Source organism: Segatella copri, assembly GCF_019127135.1.
Classification (GTDB): domain Bacteria; phylum Bacteroidota; class Bacteroidia; order Bacteroidales; family Bacteroidaceae; genus Prevotella.
Genome location: NZ_JAHOEA010000038.1, coordinates 1 through 19,552 on the forward strand (window position 1 = coordinate 1; position 19,552 = coordinate 19,552).

Annotated in this window: 14 protein-coding genes; 10 read left to right on the forward strand and 4 right to left on the reverse strand. The window is 45.4% G+C overall.

The features are described from left to right. The first annotated feature begins 144 nt into the window (after positions 1–144). The 7 genes from KSW37_RS10460 to KSW37_RS10490 all read left to right on the forward strand — a co-directional run bounded on the left by KSW37_RS10460 (position 145) and on the right by KSW37_RS10490 (position 9,675). On the forward strand, positions 145–927 hold the full coding sequence (locus tag KSW37_RS10460; protein ID WP_217314416.1) for a glycoside hydrolase family 25 protein: 783 nt from the start codon (positions 145–147) through the stop codon (positions 925–927). 435 nt (positions 928–1,362) lie between these two features. Continuing rightward, entirely contained in the window at positions 1,363–2,922 is a 1,560-nt protein-coding gene (locus KSW37_RS10465; RefSeq protein WP_217314417.1) for an ATP-binding protein, read from the forward strand. A gap of 361 nt (positions 2,923–3,283) precedes the next feature. Next, positions 3,284–4,297: an aspartate-semialdehyde dehydrogenase gene (locus tag KSW37_RS10470; RefSeq protein WP_006848280.1), complete on the forward strand. Its 1,014-nt coding sequence runs from the start codon at positions 3,284–3,286 to the stop codon at positions 4,295–4,297. A gap of 106 nt (positions 4,298–4,403) precedes the next feature. Beyond that, positions 4,404–5,660: an AAA family ATPase gene (locus KSW37_RS10475; protein WP_217314418.1), complete on the forward strand. Its 1,257-nt coding sequence runs from the start codon at positions 4,404–4,406 to the stop codon at positions 5,658–5,660. 40 nt (positions 5,661–5,700) lie between these two features. After that, positions 5,701–6,195: a C-GCAxxG-C-C family protein gene (locus KSW37_RS10480; protein ID WP_254368620.1), complete on the forward strand. Its 495-nt coding sequence runs from the start codon at positions 5,701–5,703 to the stop codon at positions 6,193–6,195. A gap of 77 nt (positions 6,196–6,272) precedes the next feature. Continuing rightward, entirely contained in the window at positions 6,273–7,922 is a 1,650-nt protein-coding gene (locus tag KSW37_RS10485) for a vWA domain-containing protein (protein ID WP_217314419.1), read from the forward strand. A 274-nt stretch (positions 7,923–8,196) separates the two neighbouring features. Beyond that, positions 8,197–9,675, forward strand: coding sequence for an L-fucose/L-arabinose isomerase family protein (locus KSW37_RS10490; protein ID WP_117728117.1), 1,479 nt, complete (start codon positions 8,197–8,199; stop codon positions 9,673–9,675). Positions 9,676–9,843: 168 nt separating this feature from the next. Here the strand turns inward: KSW37_RS10490 and KSW37_RS10495 are convergent, their stop codons facing one another. The 4 genes from KSW37_RS10495 to rpsO form a co-directional block, all read right to left on the reverse strand. After that, positions 9,844–10,848: a TerC family protein gene (locus tag KSW37_RS10495; RefSeq protein ID WP_217314420.1), complete on the reverse strand. Its 1,005-nt coding sequence runs from the start codon at positions 10,846–10,848 to the stop codon at positions 9,844–9,846. A gap of 280 nt (positions 10,849–11,128) precedes the next feature. Then, complete coding sequence (locus tag KSW37_RS10500; RefSeq protein ID WP_217314421.1) at positions 11,129–11,611, reverse strand: hypothetical protein; 483 nt, start codon at positions 11,609–11,611, stop codon at positions 11,129–11,131. A gap of 20 nt (positions 11,612–11,631) precedes the next feature. After that, complete coding sequence (locus KSW37_RS10505; RefSeq protein WP_217743465.1) at positions 11,632–12,102, reverse strand: hypothetical protein; 471 nt, start codon at positions 12,100–12,102, stop codon at positions 11,632–11,634. A gap of 193 nt (positions 12,103–12,295) precedes the next feature. Continuing rightward, complete coding sequence (gene rpsO, locus KSW37_RS10510) at positions 12,296–12,565, reverse strand: 30S ribosomal protein S15 (protein WP_022122065.1); 270 nt, start codon at positions 12,563–12,565, stop codon at positions 12,296–12,298. Positions 12,566–12,749: 184 nt separating this feature from the next. On the opposite strand from rpsO, the gene typA reads away from it, so the two are divergent. The 3 genes from typA (at position 12,750) to KSW37_RS10525 (ending at position 19,453) form a co-directional block, all read left to right on the forward strand. Continuing rightward, positions 12,750–14,552, forward strand: a complete 1,803-nt coding sequence (typA, locus tag KSW37_RS10515) for a translational GTPase TypA (RefSeq protein ID WP_022122064.1) — start codon at positions 12,750–12,752, stop codon at positions 14,550–14,552. A 57-nt stretch (positions 14,553–14,609) separates the two neighbouring features. Continuing rightward, on the forward strand, positions 14,610–15,521 hold the full coding sequence (locus KSW37_RS10520) for a transporter (RefSeq protein WP_437183422.1): 912 nt from the start codon (positions 14,610–14,612) through the stop codon (positions 15,519–15,521). A gap of 236 nt (positions 15,522–15,757) precedes the next feature. Next, positions 15,758–19,453 carry a glycosyl hydrolase family 95 catalytic domain-containing protein gene (locus KSW37_RS10525; RefSeq protein WP_217314424.1) on the forward strand — a complete coding sequence of 1,232 codons (3,696 nt, stop codon included), beginning with the start codon at positions 15,758–15,760 and terminating at the stop codon, positions 19,451–19,453. Positions 19,454–19,552: the final 99 nt, after the last annotated feature.

Here is a 19,552-nt window from a genome sequence, read left to right on the forward strand (position 1 = left end):
AAATGCTCAATTCAGTTGTTTGCTTCCCTAATTAAGTTTTCGGACGACCTCCCCCATTTCATACATTTATCCCCCAACTTTCTATGCTGTTTCAAATAAATTCATTATCTTTGCCCCCTGAAGACAACTAAAAGATAAAATGTAATGAAGAAAGGATTGAAATATACTTTGGTTTCCTTAGGCAGCCTGGTCGTTTTGGCTGGTATTGGTCTGGGAATCATGTATGTGGTGTCGCCATATAAGGTGAAGCGATGGGTGGGCATCGCTTCATCTTATTCTGATGTGTTCGTTGATAGATTGAAAGGGCAACCTTATACTCGTGGCGGATATGACGGCATTGATGTTTCGAAACACAATGGAGTTATCAAGTGGAAGGAAATAGCGAAGAATAAGCGAATCAAGTTCGTTTATATCAGAGCTACACATGGTAAGGGATATGCGGATCGACATTATCGCCGAAATATCAGACTGGCTCGTAAATATGGGTTGAAGGTAGGATCTTATCATCTGATGTCTGCCGGCTCTTCAGTAACTGCTCAGTTCCGGGATTTCCAAAAGATGGTGAAGAAAAGTGAGCAGGACTTGATTCCTGTATTGGATGTGGAGGAGAAAGGCATCCAGGGAAGATGGAAGGGACGACAGCTGCAGGATAGCATACAAGCGTTTGCTGATTTAGTGAAGAAACACTATGGCAAGTATCCTGTCATCTATAGCAACGAGAGCTTCTATAATAAGGAGATGGGGTCGAAGTTCAATCGCTATTATCTCTTCATCGCCAATTATAACTCCCGACAACCCTCTATCGACGGCAGAGGAAAGTGCAATATCTGGCAGTATTCAGAAACCGGACATTTGCATGGTATTGGAGAAAGGGTAGATTTAAGCAGATTCATGAATGGTACAACCATCAAGGATTTGATGCTATAGGCATTGATGATTTCATACACATAAGCGAGTATTTGATACAATCCACGTATGTATAGCATCATTACTTGCTTATTTTTTTCTACTTTTGCACTCGGGATTTTTACCCTGCTATAAGGATAGGATTGAGTCTTGGATATTAAAAGTTGAATTTAAATTTTATCAATCATGACTAAGAAATGTATTATTTCTGTATTGTTCGTAGTGGCATTGGCGTTCATCGGAGTTCTTGCCAGAGCACGGCGCTCCACTTTGCCGTGAAGCTGGAACTTGGCTGGAATGAACCGAGTATCCGCTTTTGAATATAATCCAAGGGATGATGGTATGTTGTTTACGTTTTTTGTTAGATATCGCAAACAAAATGGGGATTTCTTTGCAGCTATGAATATTTTTTTGTATCTTTGTCCCCAGATATAAGTACTTAAAGCATATTGTAAGATGGCTGCATTGAAATTATACCCTGTGGGAATCCAAACTTTTGAGCGAATTCGAAAAGAAGATAAGCTCTATGTTGATAAGACGGAATACATTTACAGAATGACGCATTCTGGTGGATGTTATTTCTTCTTGAGCCGACCACGCCGTTTTGGTAAGTCATTATTGACTTCAACTTTTCAAAGTTATTTCGGGGGTAAGAAGGATTTGTTTAAAGGGCTTGCCATCGAAAAACTGGAGCAGGAGTGGACGGAATATCCTGTGTTGCATTTTGATATGTCGGGTGGCAAGCATCTGGAAAAGAAGGAGCTGGAAGATTATTTGGGCTATCAATTGGCTAATAAAGAGGCTACGTATGGTATTACAACACCTCAGAATGGAGCAAATAATCGTCTGACCGATTTGATTCTGACTGCTTATCGAAAGACAGGCAAGCAAGTGGTTGTGCTCATCGATGAGTATGATGCTCCTTTGTTGGATGTAGTACACGAGGATACTTCCTTGCAGGTTCTTCGCAATGTTATGCGCAATTTCTATAGTCCATTGAAAATGTGCGAACCTTATCTCCGCTTTGTCTTCTTGACCGGTATCACCAAGTTCTCGCAGATGAGCATCTTTAGTGAACTGAATAACATCACGAATGTGAGCATGCTGCCTCAGTATGCGGGAATTTGTGGTATCACCAAGGAAGAACTGGAGACCCAAATGTCCGCAGATATTGATGCTTTGGGCGAGAAGTTGGGCAAGACAAGAAAAGAGACGTTGGCGGCTCTCGGGGAATATTATGATGGTTATCATTTTGCGAGTGAATCTCCTGATGTATTCAATCCATTCAGCTTGCTCAATGCCATGACAAATGGCAATTTGGATTACTATTGGTTTGCCTCTGGTACACCTACTTACTTGATCAACATGCTCAACAAGTTCCAGGTGATGCCATCTGAGATAGGTGGCAGCGAGGCAGATAAGTCGGAGTTTGATGCTCCAACCGAGAAGATGACCACCATCATGCCGTTGCTCTATCAGAGTGGCTACATCACCATCAAGGGCTATGACCCAGAGACGGAACTCTATCTCTTAGACATACCGAACAAGGAGATTCGTGTGGGTTTGTATCGTAGTCTTTTACCTTATTATATAGGTATGAATACGGTGAAGGGTACCACCACAATCGCCAAGATGTCTGCTGCCATTCGTCATAACAAGATAGATGAGGCTCTGGAAATGCTCCAGACTTATCTCGGCACGATTCCTTATTGCGACAATACGGATTATGAGGGGCATTATCAGCAGATGATGTATGTCATCTTCTCCATCCTCGACAATTATGTGGATGTAGAGGTTCACACGCCAAAGGGACGTGTCGATATGGTGCTCCGTACTGCCACCCATCTCTACCTCTTTGAATTGAAACTGAACCAAAGTGCTGATGTGGCAATGAAACAGATAGACTTGAAGGAGTATGCGAAGCGTTTCGCCCTCTGCGGTCTTCCAATCGTGAAGGTAGGCATCAACTTTGATGTGGAGACGCATACCATCAAGGATTGGAAGGTAGAAGATTAATGATAGTCTGAATGTTCTCTTCGGGCGTCACCGAGATAGGTACACCTATATTATAATAGTATTTTTCTCCAAATTCTTGCATATTCTTGCAGAAAAGTAAGCAGAAATGATAAATTTGCAGCAAAAAGCAATAATTTTTGGGAATTTATGCTTGATATTGTAGAAAAAGTCTTAACTTTGCAGCGGATTTGAGAAAATAAGCAGTTTCCGGCTATCAGAAAATGAGAAATCATGAAGCTATCATAAAATGAGGAATCAGGAAGCTATCAGAAAGATGAGAAATCATGAAGATAATAAGGAGGCTGGCTTTCTCTTCCACAGTTTACACTTATAACAACTTTATAAATTAAAAGATTCGATTATGAAAGTAGCAATTGTTGGTGCAAGTGGCGCAGTAGGACAGGAATTCCTGCGTATCCTTGCTGAGAGAAATTTCCCTATGGATGATTTGGTGTTGTTTGGTTCTGAGCGTTCTGCCGGACGAAAATACAACTTCAAGGGAAAGGACTATGAGGTCAAACTTTTGCAGCATAACGATGACTTTAAAGATGTCGATATTGCTTTCACATCTGCTGGTGGCGGCACTTCTGAGGAGTTTGCCGAGACTATCACCAAGTATGGTGCCGTGATGATTGATAACTCTAGCGCATTCCGTATGTGCGACGACGTGCCTCTGGTTGTGCCTGAGGTAAATGCTGAGGATGCCCTGAACCGCCCTCGCAACATCATCGCCAACCCTAACTGTACCACCATCATGATGGTAGTAGTGTTGAAGCCTATCGATAACTTGAGCCATATCAAGAAGATTCATATCTCTTCTTATCAGAGTGCTTCAGGTGCTGGTGCTGCTGCCATGGCTGAACTTGAGCAGCAGTATAAGGATATCATCGAGACAGGTAAGACTGAGCATATCAATAAGTTCCCTCATCAGTTGGCATACAATGTCATTCCACAGATTGACAAGATGACTCCTAACGATTACACCAAGGAGGAGATGAAGATGTATAACGAGACCCGCAAGATTATGCACTCTGATGTTCGCACCAGTGCTACCTGCGTTCGCGTTTCTTCACTCCGTTCTCACTCAGAGAGTGTTTGGTTCGAGACAGAGAAGCCATTGGCAGTAGAGGACATCCGCAAGGCTTTGGAGGCTGCTCCAGGCGTAACCGTAAAGGATGATGCCCAGAACTACGTTTATCCAATGCCATTGGAGAGTGCCGGTAAGGACGATGTATATGTAGGTCGTATCCGCAAGGATTTGGCTGATGACAATGGTAACACATTGTGGTTGACTGGCGACCAGATTCGTAAGGGTGCTGCCCTGAACGCAGTTCAGATTGCTGAGTACTTGATTAAGGTGGGCAACGTAAAGTAAGCCATACCTTATTTATATAAAAGAATATGAGGAAGTTAAGGGATAATGAATTTTATCTCTTAACTTCTTTTCGTCTTTATACGATTCTGAAAAGGAAAGTAAGAATATGATTGAAAGATTCAAACTCTTGCTCCAGGAGATGAACCGGGGCATTTATGAGAAGGAGACGGAGATATCGCTCTCGCTCCTGGCTGCTCTGGCAGGTGAGAGTATCATCCTGCTGGGACCTCCGGGTGTGGCAAAGAGTATGGTGGCCAGACAGTTGAAGACGGCATTCAGGGGGGCTCAGAGCTTTGAGTATCTGATGTCGCGATTCTCTACACCCGATGAAATTTTCGGTCCGGTGAGCATTCAGAAACTGAAGACTTCGGATACTTACGAGCGTGCGGTGGAGGGTTATCTGCCTACTGCCGATGTGGTTTTCCTGGATGAAATCTGGAAGGCGGGTCCTGCTATCCAGAACACGCTCCTTACGGTGATTAACGAGAAAATCTTCCGTAACGGCAATCGGGAAATGCATCTTCCTCTGAAACTTCTCGTGGCTGCAAGCAATGAGTTGCCGGCTAAGGGAGAAGGACTGGAGGCGCTCTGGGACCGATTCGTCATCAGAATAGAGAGTAGACCGATAAAACTGGAGAAGAATTTCCGGGCGATGCTCTTGGATTCTCACGCAGATTTCTTAGGTCCCACAGATTTCACAGATTCCACAGATTTCTCTGGTTTTACAGGGGGATTAGGTCACGCAGATTTCGCAGATAATGCAGATTTTTCTGATTTGAAGATTACTGCTGAGGAGTATGCTGAATGGACGGAGCGTATCGATAAGATTGGCGTGAAAATCGAGGTGCTCGATGCAATTTCCGCTATCCGTAAATCTCTGAGAGCCGTGAATGTGGATGAGGCTGCCGAGCGCAGAAACATCTATGTGAGTGACCGAAGATGGAAGAATATCGTCCGCTTGCTTCGCACTTCTGCCTTCATGCAGGATAGGGAAGAGGTGGATATCTGCGATTTGCTTCCTATCTACCATTGTCTGTGGCAGGAGCCGGAAGAGCGGGATGCTATCCGAAACATCGTAATCCGTGCCCTCTTTTCTCCTTTTGCAGACAAACTCGTGGAGATGAAGAATGCACTTGCTGAGGACATCAAATATCATCGTGTCCGCAGGAATCCGGAGGATGGCAGGGATTACGAGGGGGAGATAGAAGCTCTTTCGGATGGCTTGAGCTCGCTGGAAAAGCAGTTGGGCGAGAATCTCTTCGCATCAGCTGATGATAAGGCGGAAATATCGGCTTATCTCCGTGATTTCTATAAGGAGTTGGCATTTACCCGTCAGGATACGATGAAACTCTATGAGGTTTAATCGCCTCCTATTACATTATTATATATAGAAGAATCTAAACATGATGAATGAACAGAAAATATTGACTCCAGAGTTGGAGGCGCGTGTTCACCAGGCTGTGGATAACTTTATGCAGGGCTATGGCTGCTGCCAGTCGGTAGTGGCTGCCTTTGCCGATTTATATGGTCTTGATGATGAGATGGCGAAGCGCATTGGTGCCGGCTTCGGTGGTGGAGTAGGCAGAATGAGAATGATGTGCGGTGCTGTTTCGGGCATCGTGGTGCTCGTTGGCTTGGATTGCGGACAGACCGAGGGGGATGACCGTGAGGGCAAGTCGGCATGCTATAAGGTGGTGCAGAATTTGCTTGCTAAATCGAAGGAACAGAACGGCAGCATCATCTGTGCCGAGATTCTGGGCTTGAAGGGCCATGAGAAGGTGCAGTCCAGCTATGTGGCTTCGGCAAGAACGGCAGAATACTACAAGTCTCGTCCTTGCGCTGCCAAAGTAGAGAGTGCTGCAAGAATTTTCGCAGAATATCTGATGGAGAAGGGATAAAGAATCTTATTTTCAAGAATTATCTTTTAAGTCAAAATAAAAAACTTGAAAAAAGTAAACTTGATAGAAAAATTAAGATGAAATACCAGAATAACAAGGACTTGGCGGAGGCGCAGTATTATCTGAAAATGCTGGAAGACTTCTGCAAGTCGGGGCAGGTGAAGATACCTGAACCGACAGGCACCGCCATGCCTTGGAATTTGAAGGAAGACCCGCTGAAGGATTATCTCATTCATCTCTTTACCCTGAAAGTAACCATAGCAGAAACTGGCGAGGAAGTGCAGAAATTCGTGCGCCAGGTGGTGAACAGCAAAATCAAGAGCAAGGTTTTCTATGATAGTGTGGGAAAGTTTATCGTGGAATGCGTCCATCACATGCGATTCCAGCGCCAGCGTGCCTGGACCGAGAGTCATCGGGCAGATGATGTGCTCGATTGGGCTCCCTTCAAGCGGATGGATGAACAGGTGTGGCTCCCTTTGCTCGACCAGCTGGAACAGGAACATGCTGAAGATGGGTTCGATAAACCTTTCTTCCTTAAACTGATGACTGGAGACGGGGCTTCGAAACCCGAAAACTGGGAACGGCTGGTAAGAGACTGGAAGGTCTGCATCGAACATCAGGTATTGAACAAGCTGAAGGACTTTATCTCGCTCCGTCAGAACAACTTCGAAACAGGACTGGTGCGCATGATGGACCAGATAACCCGCAACATGAAGACGAAGGGCGTTTCGGAACAGCGCGCCGTACAAGCCTGGGAACTGATGACGAACGGATGGACTGAAACGGAGTTTGAACGCCGTCTGAACCAGGTGAAGATTCAGGATAAATACCCCGAAATCAAGGAAATTGTGGCAAAGATGGGACGAGTAGCCGATGCCAACGGCAAAGACCGGCTCACCATCGCATCGGGCGTAGAGATGAAGATGGAGCATTCTGCAGGTAGCGATATCGAGGGCATTACCGTGGGCGATGATCTCAACTCCCTTCTCCCGCTCGAACTGGCACAGTACAGTGACGAGGATATGGAGGGACTCTTTATATATAAGTATCGCACGCGAAGACTCCAGACCTTCCGTTATAAGAGCGAAATGTCGAAACCATCCCGCAAACTCGGCTTTACCCACGCCTCCCGCAAGGGTCCGATGATTGTCTGCCTGGACACCTCAGCCAGTATGTATGGCACGCCTGAAAGGATATCCTCAACACTCATCTCTCTGCTGGAAGAGACGGCAGAAGATTTGGAGCGAGACTGCTTCCTGATAGATTTCTCCATCAGTACCCGTGCCATCGACCTGATGGCGAAGCGGAAGGCAGAGCGGTTGAAGAGAATCGGAATCACTATGATGGAATCAGCCGAAGCAGATGCAGTTCCGTCCGACGGAGACGGACAGGCGCATACCGGACGGGGCATCCGTCGCCAGCCAACGACAACCCACCTTCCATTTATCGGCGGCGGAACTTCGGCAAAGAAGATGATGAACCAGATGTTCGAACTTCTCGACAACGACGGTCTTCATTACGTGAATGCCGATGTGCTTTGGATAACCGACTTCCTGATTCCCGATCCACCACAGCAGCAGTTGTCCCGATTCCGGGAATACAAGGAGACGGGTACCCGATTCTATGGCATCCGCATCGTGCGTGATGATGACAAGGAGCCGAACGCCTGGAAGGAGTACTTCAATCAGATTTATACCATCCGGTACCGCCCGCTGCGAAGATATTAAAGAAGATGTTAAGGCAGAAAAAGGGTATCAGATGATAACAGAAACATGTATGAAATGTATCAAGAACTTTATCATATGTTACATTTGGCGCAGAATTTCGGTTTTGCGCCATTTTTTTGAATTAAAAATTCCTTAAAACGCTTGGTGATACAAAATATATTTGTACCTTTGTGCTCGGAACAATGAATAATTGTCAACCGAACAAACTCGAAAAAATCAAATAATAAACAATAAATATAAGAATTTATACAAAAACTTAAGTAATAAACTAATTATGGTAAGCAACAACATTCCACAAGTAAAGCTCGGTATTATTGCCGTTAGCCGTGACTGTTTTCCAATCGCGCTTTCTACTCAGCGCCGTGAGAACATCGTAAAAGAGTACAAGGGTGAAATTTTCAACTGCCAGACTACAGTTGAGAACGAGAAAGATATGCTCAAGGCTTTGGGCGAAGTGAAAGAGCAGGGCTGCAACGCTTTGGTTGTATTCCTCGGTAACTTCGGTCCTGAGACTCCTGAGACTTTGATTGCAAAGAACTTCGATGGTCCTTGCATGTTTGTTGCAGCTGCAGAGGGTGACGGCGACATGATCAATGGTCGTGGCGACGCTTACTGCGGTATGCTCAACTGCTCTTACAATCTTGGCATGCGCCACCTGAAGGGTTACATCCCTGAGTATCCTGTAGGTACAGCAGAGGACGTAGCTAAGATGATTCAGGACTTCGTACCAGTAGCTCGCGTTATCATCGGTTTGAAGGGCTTGAAGATTATCACCTTCGGTCCACGTCCACAGGACTTCTTCGCTTGCAACGCTCCTATCAAGGGCTTGTACGAACTCGGTGTTGAGATTGAGGAGAACTCTGAGCTCGACCTTCTCGTAGCTTACAAGGAGCACGAGAACGACCCACGTATCGATGAGGTTTGCGCTGATATGGCCAAGGAGATGGGCGAAGGCTGCTACTATCCTGACCTCAGCCGCAGAATGGCACAGTTTGAGTTGACATTGCTCGACTGGGCAGAGGCTCACAAGGGTTCTCGCCAGTATGTAGCATTCGCTGACAAGTGCTGGCCTGCATTCCCAAGCCAGTTCGGTTTCGAGCCTTGCTATGTAAACAGCCGTCTCGTTAGCCGCGGCATTCCTGTAGCTTGCGAGGTAGATATCTATGGTGCGCTCTCTGAGTACATCGGTATGTGTGCTTCTGACGATACCGTTACATTGCTCGATATCAACAACTCAGTTCCTCAGTATATCTATGATGAGGACATCAAGGGCAAGTACGACTATAAGTTGACTGATACCTTCATGGGCTTCCACTGCGGTAACACTCCACAGTGCAAGATGTGCTCAAGCCGTAAGATCAAGTATCAGCTCATCCAGAACCGCTTGTTGGAGAATGGTGGTAAACCAGACTTCACCCGTGGTACTTTGGAGGGTGATATCGCAGCTTCTGACATCACATTCTACCGTCTGCAGTGCGATTCTGAGGGCAATCTCCGCAGCTACATCGCAGAGGGTGAGGTTCTCGATGTTCCTACCCGTTCATTCGGTGGTATCGGTATCTTCGCCATCAACGAGATGGGCCGCTTCTATCGTCACGTATTGATTCAGAAGGGTTATCCACACCACGGAGCCGTAGCATTCTCTCACGTAGGTAAGACCTTGTTCGAGGTATTCAAGTATCTCGGCATCAAGGATATCGCTTACAACCAGCCAGCTAGCCTGCCTTACCCAACAGAGAATCCTTGGAAGTAAATTGAGTGAAGAGGGAAGAGTGAAAAATTCATTTGCTCTTCTTTCTAAACTAAGTTCATAAAAGATAAGGGCGATTGCTTATCCCTTGCGTAGGGAATAGCAATCGCCCTTTTTATGTTTTCCTGGAAGGAGATTACCTGATGATAATCTCCTTTACAAATGTTTTGCTTATTTCGTATTTTCCAACGCTTCCTGTTTCTGCGGAATCACCACCGAAGCCCCGATGCTGATGAGCAGTACGAGGATGATGAATACCAGCGAACTGACTGCATCAATCTCGAAGAAATCGTGGATGAGCATCTTCACACCGATGAACACCAGCAGCACACTCACACCCACCTTCAGATAGCGGAACTTATCTGCTATCGCTGCCAGCAGGAAGAAGAGGGCACGCAAGCCCAGGATGGCGAAAATATTTGAGAAGAACACCACGAACGGATCGAGCGATACCGAGAAAACGGCCGGAATGCTGTCGAAGGCGAAAATCAGGTCGCAGAACTCGATGAATACCACCGTCATCACCAGCGGACCCAGATGCAGGCGCTTCTGCATGAACTTCACTACCGGATGCTCCAGGGCATTGATTTCCTCCTTCTTGTTTCTGTTGAGGAACATCTTGGCACCGCTATAAACCAGGAATCCTCCGAATATGAGCAATATCCAGGCGAAACGGCTGATGAGCGCAGCACCCGCAAAGATGAAGACGAAGCGCAGTACGATGGCTCCCAGGATACCCCAGTTCAGTACGTGCTGGTAATCTTTCTTGTCCACTCCGAACGAGGTGAAAATCATCATCATCACGAAGAGATTATCTACCGAGAGCGTCTTCTCTATCAGATAACCCGATATGTAGGAGATAGTCATATAGTGTCGGTATTGCTGCAGACTTCCCTCATAGTCGTTCGGGTCCAGTTTGAGATGCGAAGCATAGCGCGAGGCTATCAGCTTCAGGTCATTGAAGTTCTCGATGCCGTGCACCATGTCACCATGAAAATAGATGAATACGGCGAAGGCGAGAGCGAGAATAATCCAGACAGCCGTCCATGAACCAGCTTCCTTGATAGAAACCACATGTGCCTTTCGGTCGATGACCAGCATGTCTAATACGAGTATGGCGGCGATGAAAATCACGAATCCCACCAAAAACATCGATTCAGTAAAAACATGTTCCATTTTTCTTTTTTCCTTAATCTATTTAGTATTTACCATTGAATCTTAACAATTATTTCGTCTGTTAGAAACGTGGGCGCAAAATTAGGAAAAATATCTGGAATAGCGTTAGATCTGAGGGTAAAGTTAATTGATTTTAACGTGAAAGGCAGGAATGTAACAGGTTTGTAATAATGGCGCTGCGAGAACCGACAAAAAGCCCCCAGTGCACCAGGCACCGGGAGCTTTTAATAAGCTAAGGTCTTTTTATCTTTATATGCTGCTTCTGGTGAAGCGGGGAAATTTATTTCTCATTCAGCTTATTTTCCAATTCAGAAATTTTGGCATTCTGCTTCTCAAGCATTGCCTGCATATCTTGAACCATTGTCTGCAAATCCTTAATCGTTGATTCCAGGTAAACTGTTCTTGCCTGATTCTCTTCGGTTCTTTTCAGATTCTCCTCGCTGCGAACTTGGGTAGACTTGGTAACATCTTCCAAATTGCGGAGATAATCATCATGCATGTCCAGTTTTGCTTCCTGATCTTTATTGCGCACATAGTTCTCCATTATCATGTTCTTGAGCTCCTCGATAGTCGTTACCACATTACCTTCTGCATTGATCTTATCTCCTGTGAAGGTGATGTTCTTGATGTCGTTATGCCCCAAGGTAACGGTGCTGCCGTTCTGAAGGCTGATAATCATACTATATTCCTTTTCGGTCTGCGCAAAGGCAGCTACGGAATTAAACACACACAATATGATGGCAATAAGTATATTCTTTTTCATAATCGTTCTTTTTTTAAAAGTTAGTTCTTGATTTTAATAGCGCCTTTCTCAGTTTTGAGGACGAGGATACCAGCAGGCAACTGGGTGAAGTCAACCTCGGCTTTACCGTTTTCGCTGACGTTCTGGCTCAGAATCACCTTTCCGTCAGCCGTAGCCACAATCACCTTGCTGCCCGGAGTGAGTCCCGAAATCTTCGAGCCGAAAGTAGCATTCGGGTTCATTTCGATGTTCTCGATACCGGTAGTAGAAGAAGGTACGAAATTAAAGTCACCTACATCCTTCGCATCTACCGTTACACCCGTGTTCTTGTCGCTTTTTATCTCCAGTACATTATTCTGGAAGGTGATGACCGGTTTGTCTTCCAGATAAAACTCATAGAGAGTACCCGAAATGTTGATGGTAATCTTGGCTTGCTGTTCCGCCCATGAAGTAAGGGGCGAAAGTAAGAATCCGCACGCCATCAAGATTTTGATAATCGTTCTTTTTCTCATAATCCAGTTCTTATATATGTTAATAAAATGATTTAATACTATGCAAAAATAGTAAATGTTTCTCTCTTCTCCAAGTTATTTCACATCTTTTATATATATAATAAGGTATAGAGGCATATAACAGAAAAATCCCACCGCTCTTGCGAACGATGGGATTCTTTGTTCTGTTAAGCAATGTGTCTGCCTAAGCTGATTACTTACGAAGACCGAGGGCCTTGATGATAGCACGATAGCGATTGATGTCGCGATCATACAAGTAATCGAGCAATGCACGACGCTTTCCTACAAGCTGTGTCAACGCACGTGTTGTAGTATAATCTTTACGGTTCTTCTTAACATGTTCCGTCAAATGAGCAATACGGTATGAGAACAATGCTATCTGGCTCTCAGCTGAACCAGTATCAGAGTTAGACTTTCCGTACTTGCTAAAGATCTCTTCTTTTTTTGCTTTGTCTAAATACATAGCTGTAAAAACTTAATTTAATAAAATATGAATATGTTTAATTTTGCGCATCTTAAGACCTTCCTCACGGCGGTTTCATTAAAAATGCGGTGCAAAGATACAACTTTTTGCCGAATTATGCAAACTTTTCGGGATTTTTTTGTAATTTTGCACCCAAATTTAAGTATTTAAGGTAAAAATTAAAATGCAAGACATTAGAAACATTGCAGTTATTGCACACGTTGACCATGGTAAGACTACATTGGTCGACAAGATGATGCTCGCCGGCAAGCTGTTCCGCGACGGCCAGGATAACAGCGGCGAAGTGCTCGATTCCAACGACTTGGAGCGCGAGCGTGGTATAACCATCCTCTCAAAGAATGTATCTATCAACTGGAAAGGTACTAAGATTAATATCCTCGATACTCCTGGACACTCTGACTTCGGTGGTGAGGTTGAGCGCGTGCTCAACATGGCAGACGGATGCCTCCTCCTCGTCGATGCTTTCGAGGGTCCGATGCCTCAGACCCGTTTCGTGCTCCAGAAGGCATTGCAGCTCGGACTGAAGCCTATCGTCGTTGTTAATAAGGTAGATAAGCCAAACTGTCGCCCTGAAGAGGTGTACGAGATGGTGTTCGACCTGATGTGCGACCTCGATGCTACAGAAGACCAGCTCGACTTCCCTGTAGTTTACGGTTCAGCCAAAAACGGCTGGATGGGCGAGGACTATAATCATCCAACAGATAATATCGATTATCTGCTCGATAAGATTATTGAGGTTATCCCAGCTCCTAAGCAGCTCGAGGGTACTCCACAGCTCCTTATCACATCACTCGACTACAGTTCTTATACAGGTCGTATCGCCGTAGGTCGTGTTCACCGTGGTACATTGAAGGACGGCATGAACGTTACTATCTGCCACCGCGACGGTACTCAGGAGAAGACCAAGATTAAGGAACTCCACACCTTCGAGGGTATGGGCCATAAGAAGACCGATCATGTAGATTCAGGCGATATCTGTGCCGTTGTCGGCTTGGAGAAGTTTGAGATTGGTGATACTATCTGCGACTTCGAGAACCCAGAGCCACTGCCTCCAATCGCTGTAGATGAGCCAACCATGAGTATGCTCTTCACCATCAACGATTCACCATTCTTCGGTAAGGAGGGTAAGTTCTGTACATCCCGCCACATCCAGGAGCGCCTGAACAAGGAACTCGAGAAGAACCTCGCTCTCCGTGTACAGCCTTACGAGGATTCTACCGATAAGTGGATTGTATCAGGTCGTGGTGTGCTCCATCTCTCTGTGCTCATCGAGACCATGCGCCGCGAGGGCTACGAGCTCCAGGTAGGTCAGCCTCAGGTTATCTACAAGGAGATTGACGGTGTGAAGTGCGAGCCTGTAGAGGAGTTGACCATCAACGTACCAGAGGAGTTTGCCTCTAAGATGATTGATATGGTTACCCGCCGCAAGGGTGATATGACCTCTATGCTGAACATGGGCGAGCGTGTAGACATCGAGTTTGATATCCCATCACGTGGTATCATCGGTCTGCGTACCAACGTGCTGACCGCTTCTCAGGGCGAGGCTATCATGGCTCACCGCTTCAAGGAGTATCAGCCATACAAGGGTGAAATCAGCCGCCGTTCTAATGGTAGCATGATTGCGCTCGAAACCGGTACTGCCTTTGCTTACGCTATCGATAAGCTACAGGATCGTGGTAAGTTCTTCATCGATCCGGGTGAGGAGGTTTACGGCGGCGAGGTTGTAGGTGAGCATGTTCACGACAACGACCTGGTAGTAAACGTAACCAAGGCAAAGCAGTTGACCAACGTGCGTGCTTCTGGTTCTGACGATAAGGCCCGCGTGATTCCTAAGACCGTGATGAGCCTTGAGGAGTGCCTGGAGTATATCCGTGAGGACGAGTACGTAGAGGTAACTCCAAAGAACATGCGTATGCGTAAGATTGAGCTCGATCACCTGAAGCGCAAGCGCAGCAACAAAGACTAAACAGAAATGTTTTTGTGGAGATTTTTTAGAAAGTTTTCATTGCCCTGCTCCCTGGTTATGGGAGCATTGGGCTACCTGATATTCGCCAATGTGCCCTTCCTGGTGCCCATTGGCGATTATTGTGGTCCGCGGTTGGTAAGTCTGATGCCGGTGGTGCTGTTCTCCCTGCTCTATGTTACTTTCTGTAAGATAGAAATCAAGGAGATGAAGCCTAAGAGCTGGCATTGCATTCTCCAGCTCATCCGCACCTCGCTAGCATTGGCGATGGTAGTGCTCATCTTCGAGTTCGGTTCTGATTACAGCACCAAACTGATTCTCGAGGGTGCCTTCATCTGCTTCATCTGTCCAACGGCAGCTGCCGTGGCTGTGGTTACGGAGAAGTTGGGCGGCAGTATCGGTTCGCTGACCACCTATACGGTCATCGCCAACATTTTTACGATGATCATCATTCCGAGTCTTTTTCCGATGGTAGAGAAGGGGGCAGATGTATCGTTCCTCATGATGAGTGCGATGGTGTTCCGCAATGTTACTACCGTGCTGGTAGTGCCTCTGCTGCTTGCCTTGCTGAGCCGCAGGTTTCTTCCAAAATGGGTGGATAAGGTGAAGAATGTAAAGGATTTGGGCTTTTATATGTGGTGTTTCAACCTTACGATACTGATGGGCGAAACGGTTCGCAACATGCTTCATGCCGAGGTATCGGGCGTTACGATGCTTCTGCTGCTCTTTGTTCCGCTGATGGTATGTCTCCTCCAGTTTGCCATCGGCAAGGCGGTAGGCAGGCATTTCGGTGCGAGTATCAGTGCCGGTCAGGCGTTGGGACAGAAGAATACGGTAGTGGGTATCTGGCTCGCCCTCACCTTCCTGAATCCTCTTGCTGCCGTAGCACCGGGTGCCTATGTAGTATGGCAGAATCTGGTGAATGGCTGGCAACTTTGGTATAAAGAAAAATATGGCAAGCTTAAGTGGTAAGCTTGCCATATTTTTTTATAGTTAGTTAGAAGGAGGAAAATTTTGCAGATTTGGCTTTTTATAGTGTTTTTGGATGATAATCCACCTCGAAAAGATGATAATCCACACCTGGAAGATGTATTTTCACTACTTTTGCGGCAGATTTTCAATGTATAGACAAGAGAATTGTCAATATTAATAATTAAAACATTCATTAAAAACAAATCATGAACAAAATTTCTAAACATTTATGTCGCATGATGCTGGTATTGCTTGGCTTGATACTTGCTTGTCCGTCGGTATGTGTTGCAGGACAAACAGTAGTAGCATCATGGGTATTCTCACAAGGGTGGGAAGCCTCGAGTAAGGGGAGTGTGGTAACTTATACCCCTGATGGAAGTGGGTGGACGGCACTTTCGAATACAGCTTGGAAAACTAAGCAACCAGTGTTTTTGCCAAATACTTGTAATGGAGTTTTGGATAATTACAAGCTTACGCTGAAGACCAGTGATGGAAAATGGGAGGTGAAGCAGAGTAAGGACAGTTACCTGTTGCGCCTCAATACGGCGTCTGTCAATAAGTTTACATCTAAGTCGGATTATGGTAACGCTTCGAAACATGATCAGTATTTTGAAGTAAGTTTCCCTACTGTCAGCCTTCAAAATGCAAAGCTCAACTTCGCGATAGGTGATGGCTCGAGCAGTTCTACCCCCTTTGGAGTAGTCTATTCCGTAGATGGAGGTTCCACATGGAAGGTTCTCGATGACTATGTAAGTGGAAGTCATTGGAATACCTATGTTGATGCGAAGTATGACCTTGATGCTGATAATAAGGAAAATGTCATCGTTCGTATTCTCATTACAACAGCAACGAAAAACAGCAACTACAATCTGAAATATGTGAATATTCTTGCCGACGACCATGAAGCTCCAAAGTTTCAGACAAGCCGTCCCGCAGATAATTCAATCAATGTGGCTACAAAAGGTACCATAGTGGTTGATTTTAATGAGAGTGTACAACTGGCAGAAGGTGCTTGTGCAAAACTGACAAACGCTGCATCAAATAAATCAATAGCTATAGCACCGGTTGTAAATGGAAACAGTCTTCGTTTTGCCTATTCTTCTCTTGAAAAGAGTTGTGTCTACAACTTTGAGTTGCCAGGCAATACCGTGAAAGACCTTTCTGGCAATGTGAGTGGCGAAGCCGTAAAGTTCAGTTTTACTACAGCCGACACCGATCCTATTGCAGCTCCTATTATTGAGAGTAAGAATCATTTATGGTACAACCGACCAGCTGGCTATTGGGAAGAGGCACTTCCATTGGGAAATGGCCGTCTTGGAGTCATGCATTCGGGTAGTGTGGCATGTGACACGTTGCAGCTCAACGAAGATACCTTCTGGGATCAGGGTCCTAACAGTAACTACAATGCCAATGCGCTAGGTGTGTTGAAGCAAGTACAGCAAGGAATCCTCAGTAAAGATTATGCTTCGGTACAGAATCTTGCTGTAAACAACTGGATGTCGCAAGGCTCACATGGAGCAAGCTACCGTGCGGCAGGTGTGATGCTTATTGGTTTCCCAGGTCAGCGCTTCGACGATATGGAAGGAACACAAACCGAGAATGCTGCTGATGCACAGGGCTATGTGCGCTATCTTGATATGAATACAGCTACGAGTAATGTGGAATATCATGTAAAGAATGTAGGATATAAGCGTACGGTATTCACTTCTTTCAAGGATAATGTTACTGTGGTTCGTCTTGAAGCAGACCAGGCAGGAAAGCTCGATTTCAATGTGGCATACGCCGGTAGCAATAAGTCGAATATTGAGAAACTTATTTCCAACGAGCTGTTCGACAATCATACCATCAAGGCAATGATGGGTCCGGCTCGCGACAAATGTGAGAATGTTGATAACAAGCTTCATCTCTGTACCTATATTCGTGTGATTGACTGTGATGGTACAATCGAAAATGACCAGACAACAATCTACGGTCAAGGCACAATAGGAGCTGCAACAAAAGCTCCCCGATTAAAAATTACAGGAGCTACACATGCTACTATCATTGTATCACAAGCTACAAACTTCAAGAAGTACAATGATGTGAGTGGCAATGCAGATGCAACGGCTTTTGCTTATTTGCAGAATTACGAGACAAGCGGAAAGGATTATGCAACCACTCTTGCCGACCATAAAGCGGTGTACAAACAGCAGTTTGACCGTGTAGACCTTACTCTTGACGGCAATGCTGCACAAGAGGCTAAGGATACAGAGCTGCGCATCAAGGAATTCCATAAAACATCCGATCCGCAGCTTGCAGCCAACTACTTCCAGTTTGGCCGTTATCTTCTTATCTCTTCTTCACAGCCTGGAACACAGCCAGCCAACTTGCAGGGAATATGGAATCCTGATGCACGCCAATATCCTGCTTGGGATTCAAAGTATACCTCAAATATCAATGTGGAGATGAATTATTGGCCTGCTGAGGTTACTAATCTTGCAGAATGTCACGAGCCATTTGTAGAGATGGTGAAAGATGTTAGTGTGACTGGTGCTGAAACGGCAAAGCAGATGTATGGTGCACGTGGATGGACATTACATCATAATACCGACATCTGGCGTACTACGGGTGCTGTAGATAATGGAACCGTAGGAGTATGGCCAACGTGTAATGCCTGGTTCTGTTCACATTTGTGGGAGCGTTACCTCTTCTCTGGTGATAAACAATATCTCGCTGAGGTTTATCCTTTGATGAAAGGTGCTGCTGAGTTCTATCAGGATTTTCTTGTAAAAGATCCTGAGACAGGGTACATGGTGGTTTGTCCAAGCAATTCGCCAGAGAACCATCCTGGTATAGGTAATTTTACTAAGAGTGATGGTAAAACAGCAAATATTGCTCTTTTCGGAGGTGTGGCAATGGATAATGAAATGGTGTATGACCTATTGAAGAATACGGCTCTTGCAGCCCGTGCCCTTGATAAGGATGCCTCCTTTGCTGATGCACTTGATGAATTGAAAGCAAAGATTACTCCATGGAGAATCGGCAAATACGGACAGGTGCAGGAATGGCAGGAAGATTGGGATAGGGAAACGTCATCCCACCGTCATCTTTCACATCTTTGGGGTGCCTATCCTGGCAATCAGGTTTCTCCTTACGAAAATCCTACTCTCTATCAGGCTGTTCTTAAAAGTCTTGTGGGACGTGGTGATGCTGCCCGTGGATGGTCGATGGGATGGAAAGAGGCTATGTGGGCCCGAATGCTTGACGGCGACCATGCCATGAAGATTCTTAAAAATCAGCTTGTTTTGCTCGATCCTAATGTAACAATAGCCTCTTCGGATGGCGGTTCTTATGCTAATATGTTTGATGCTCACCCACCATTCCAGATTGATGGCAACTTTGGTGCTACAGCTGCAATAGCAGAGATGCTTGTACAGTCGCATGCAGGATTCCTGCATATCCTTCCTGCCTTGCCTACTGAATGGAAAACTGGCGGTGAGGTTAAGGGACTACGCTCACGTGGTGGATTCATAGTGACTGACTTAAAATGGACAGATGGTAACGTAGAAAGAGTAACAATAAAGTCTACCATTGGCGGAAACCTTCGCTTGCGTTCGGCAACGCCTCTTCTCAAGAATGGCGTAACTTCTCTAAAAACAGCAGAAGGCGATAATGACAATCCGTTGATGCAGCCTTATTGTATGCCTGATCCTATCGTGAAAGATAAGAGTAAGATTCCTGCAACACGACTTGAAGATACTTATCTCTATGATATTCCTACTCAGGCTGGTGAGGAAATCACGCTTGTTGGCTGCACTACGGGTATTGCTAATGTATCAGCTCTGCAGCCATGTTCTGATAGAAGCCATGTTCGTTATAATCTCGGAGGACAACGAGTAGGTAACAGTTATCATGGTATTGTGGTAAAAGGCGGAAACAAATATAGGCAATGATTCTTATAATTGGGCTTTATATAAAAAGTTATAGGTAGGTTATGTTTATGATAGGGAGGATGCTCAAATAATGAAAAATTTGTTGCATCCTCCTTTTTT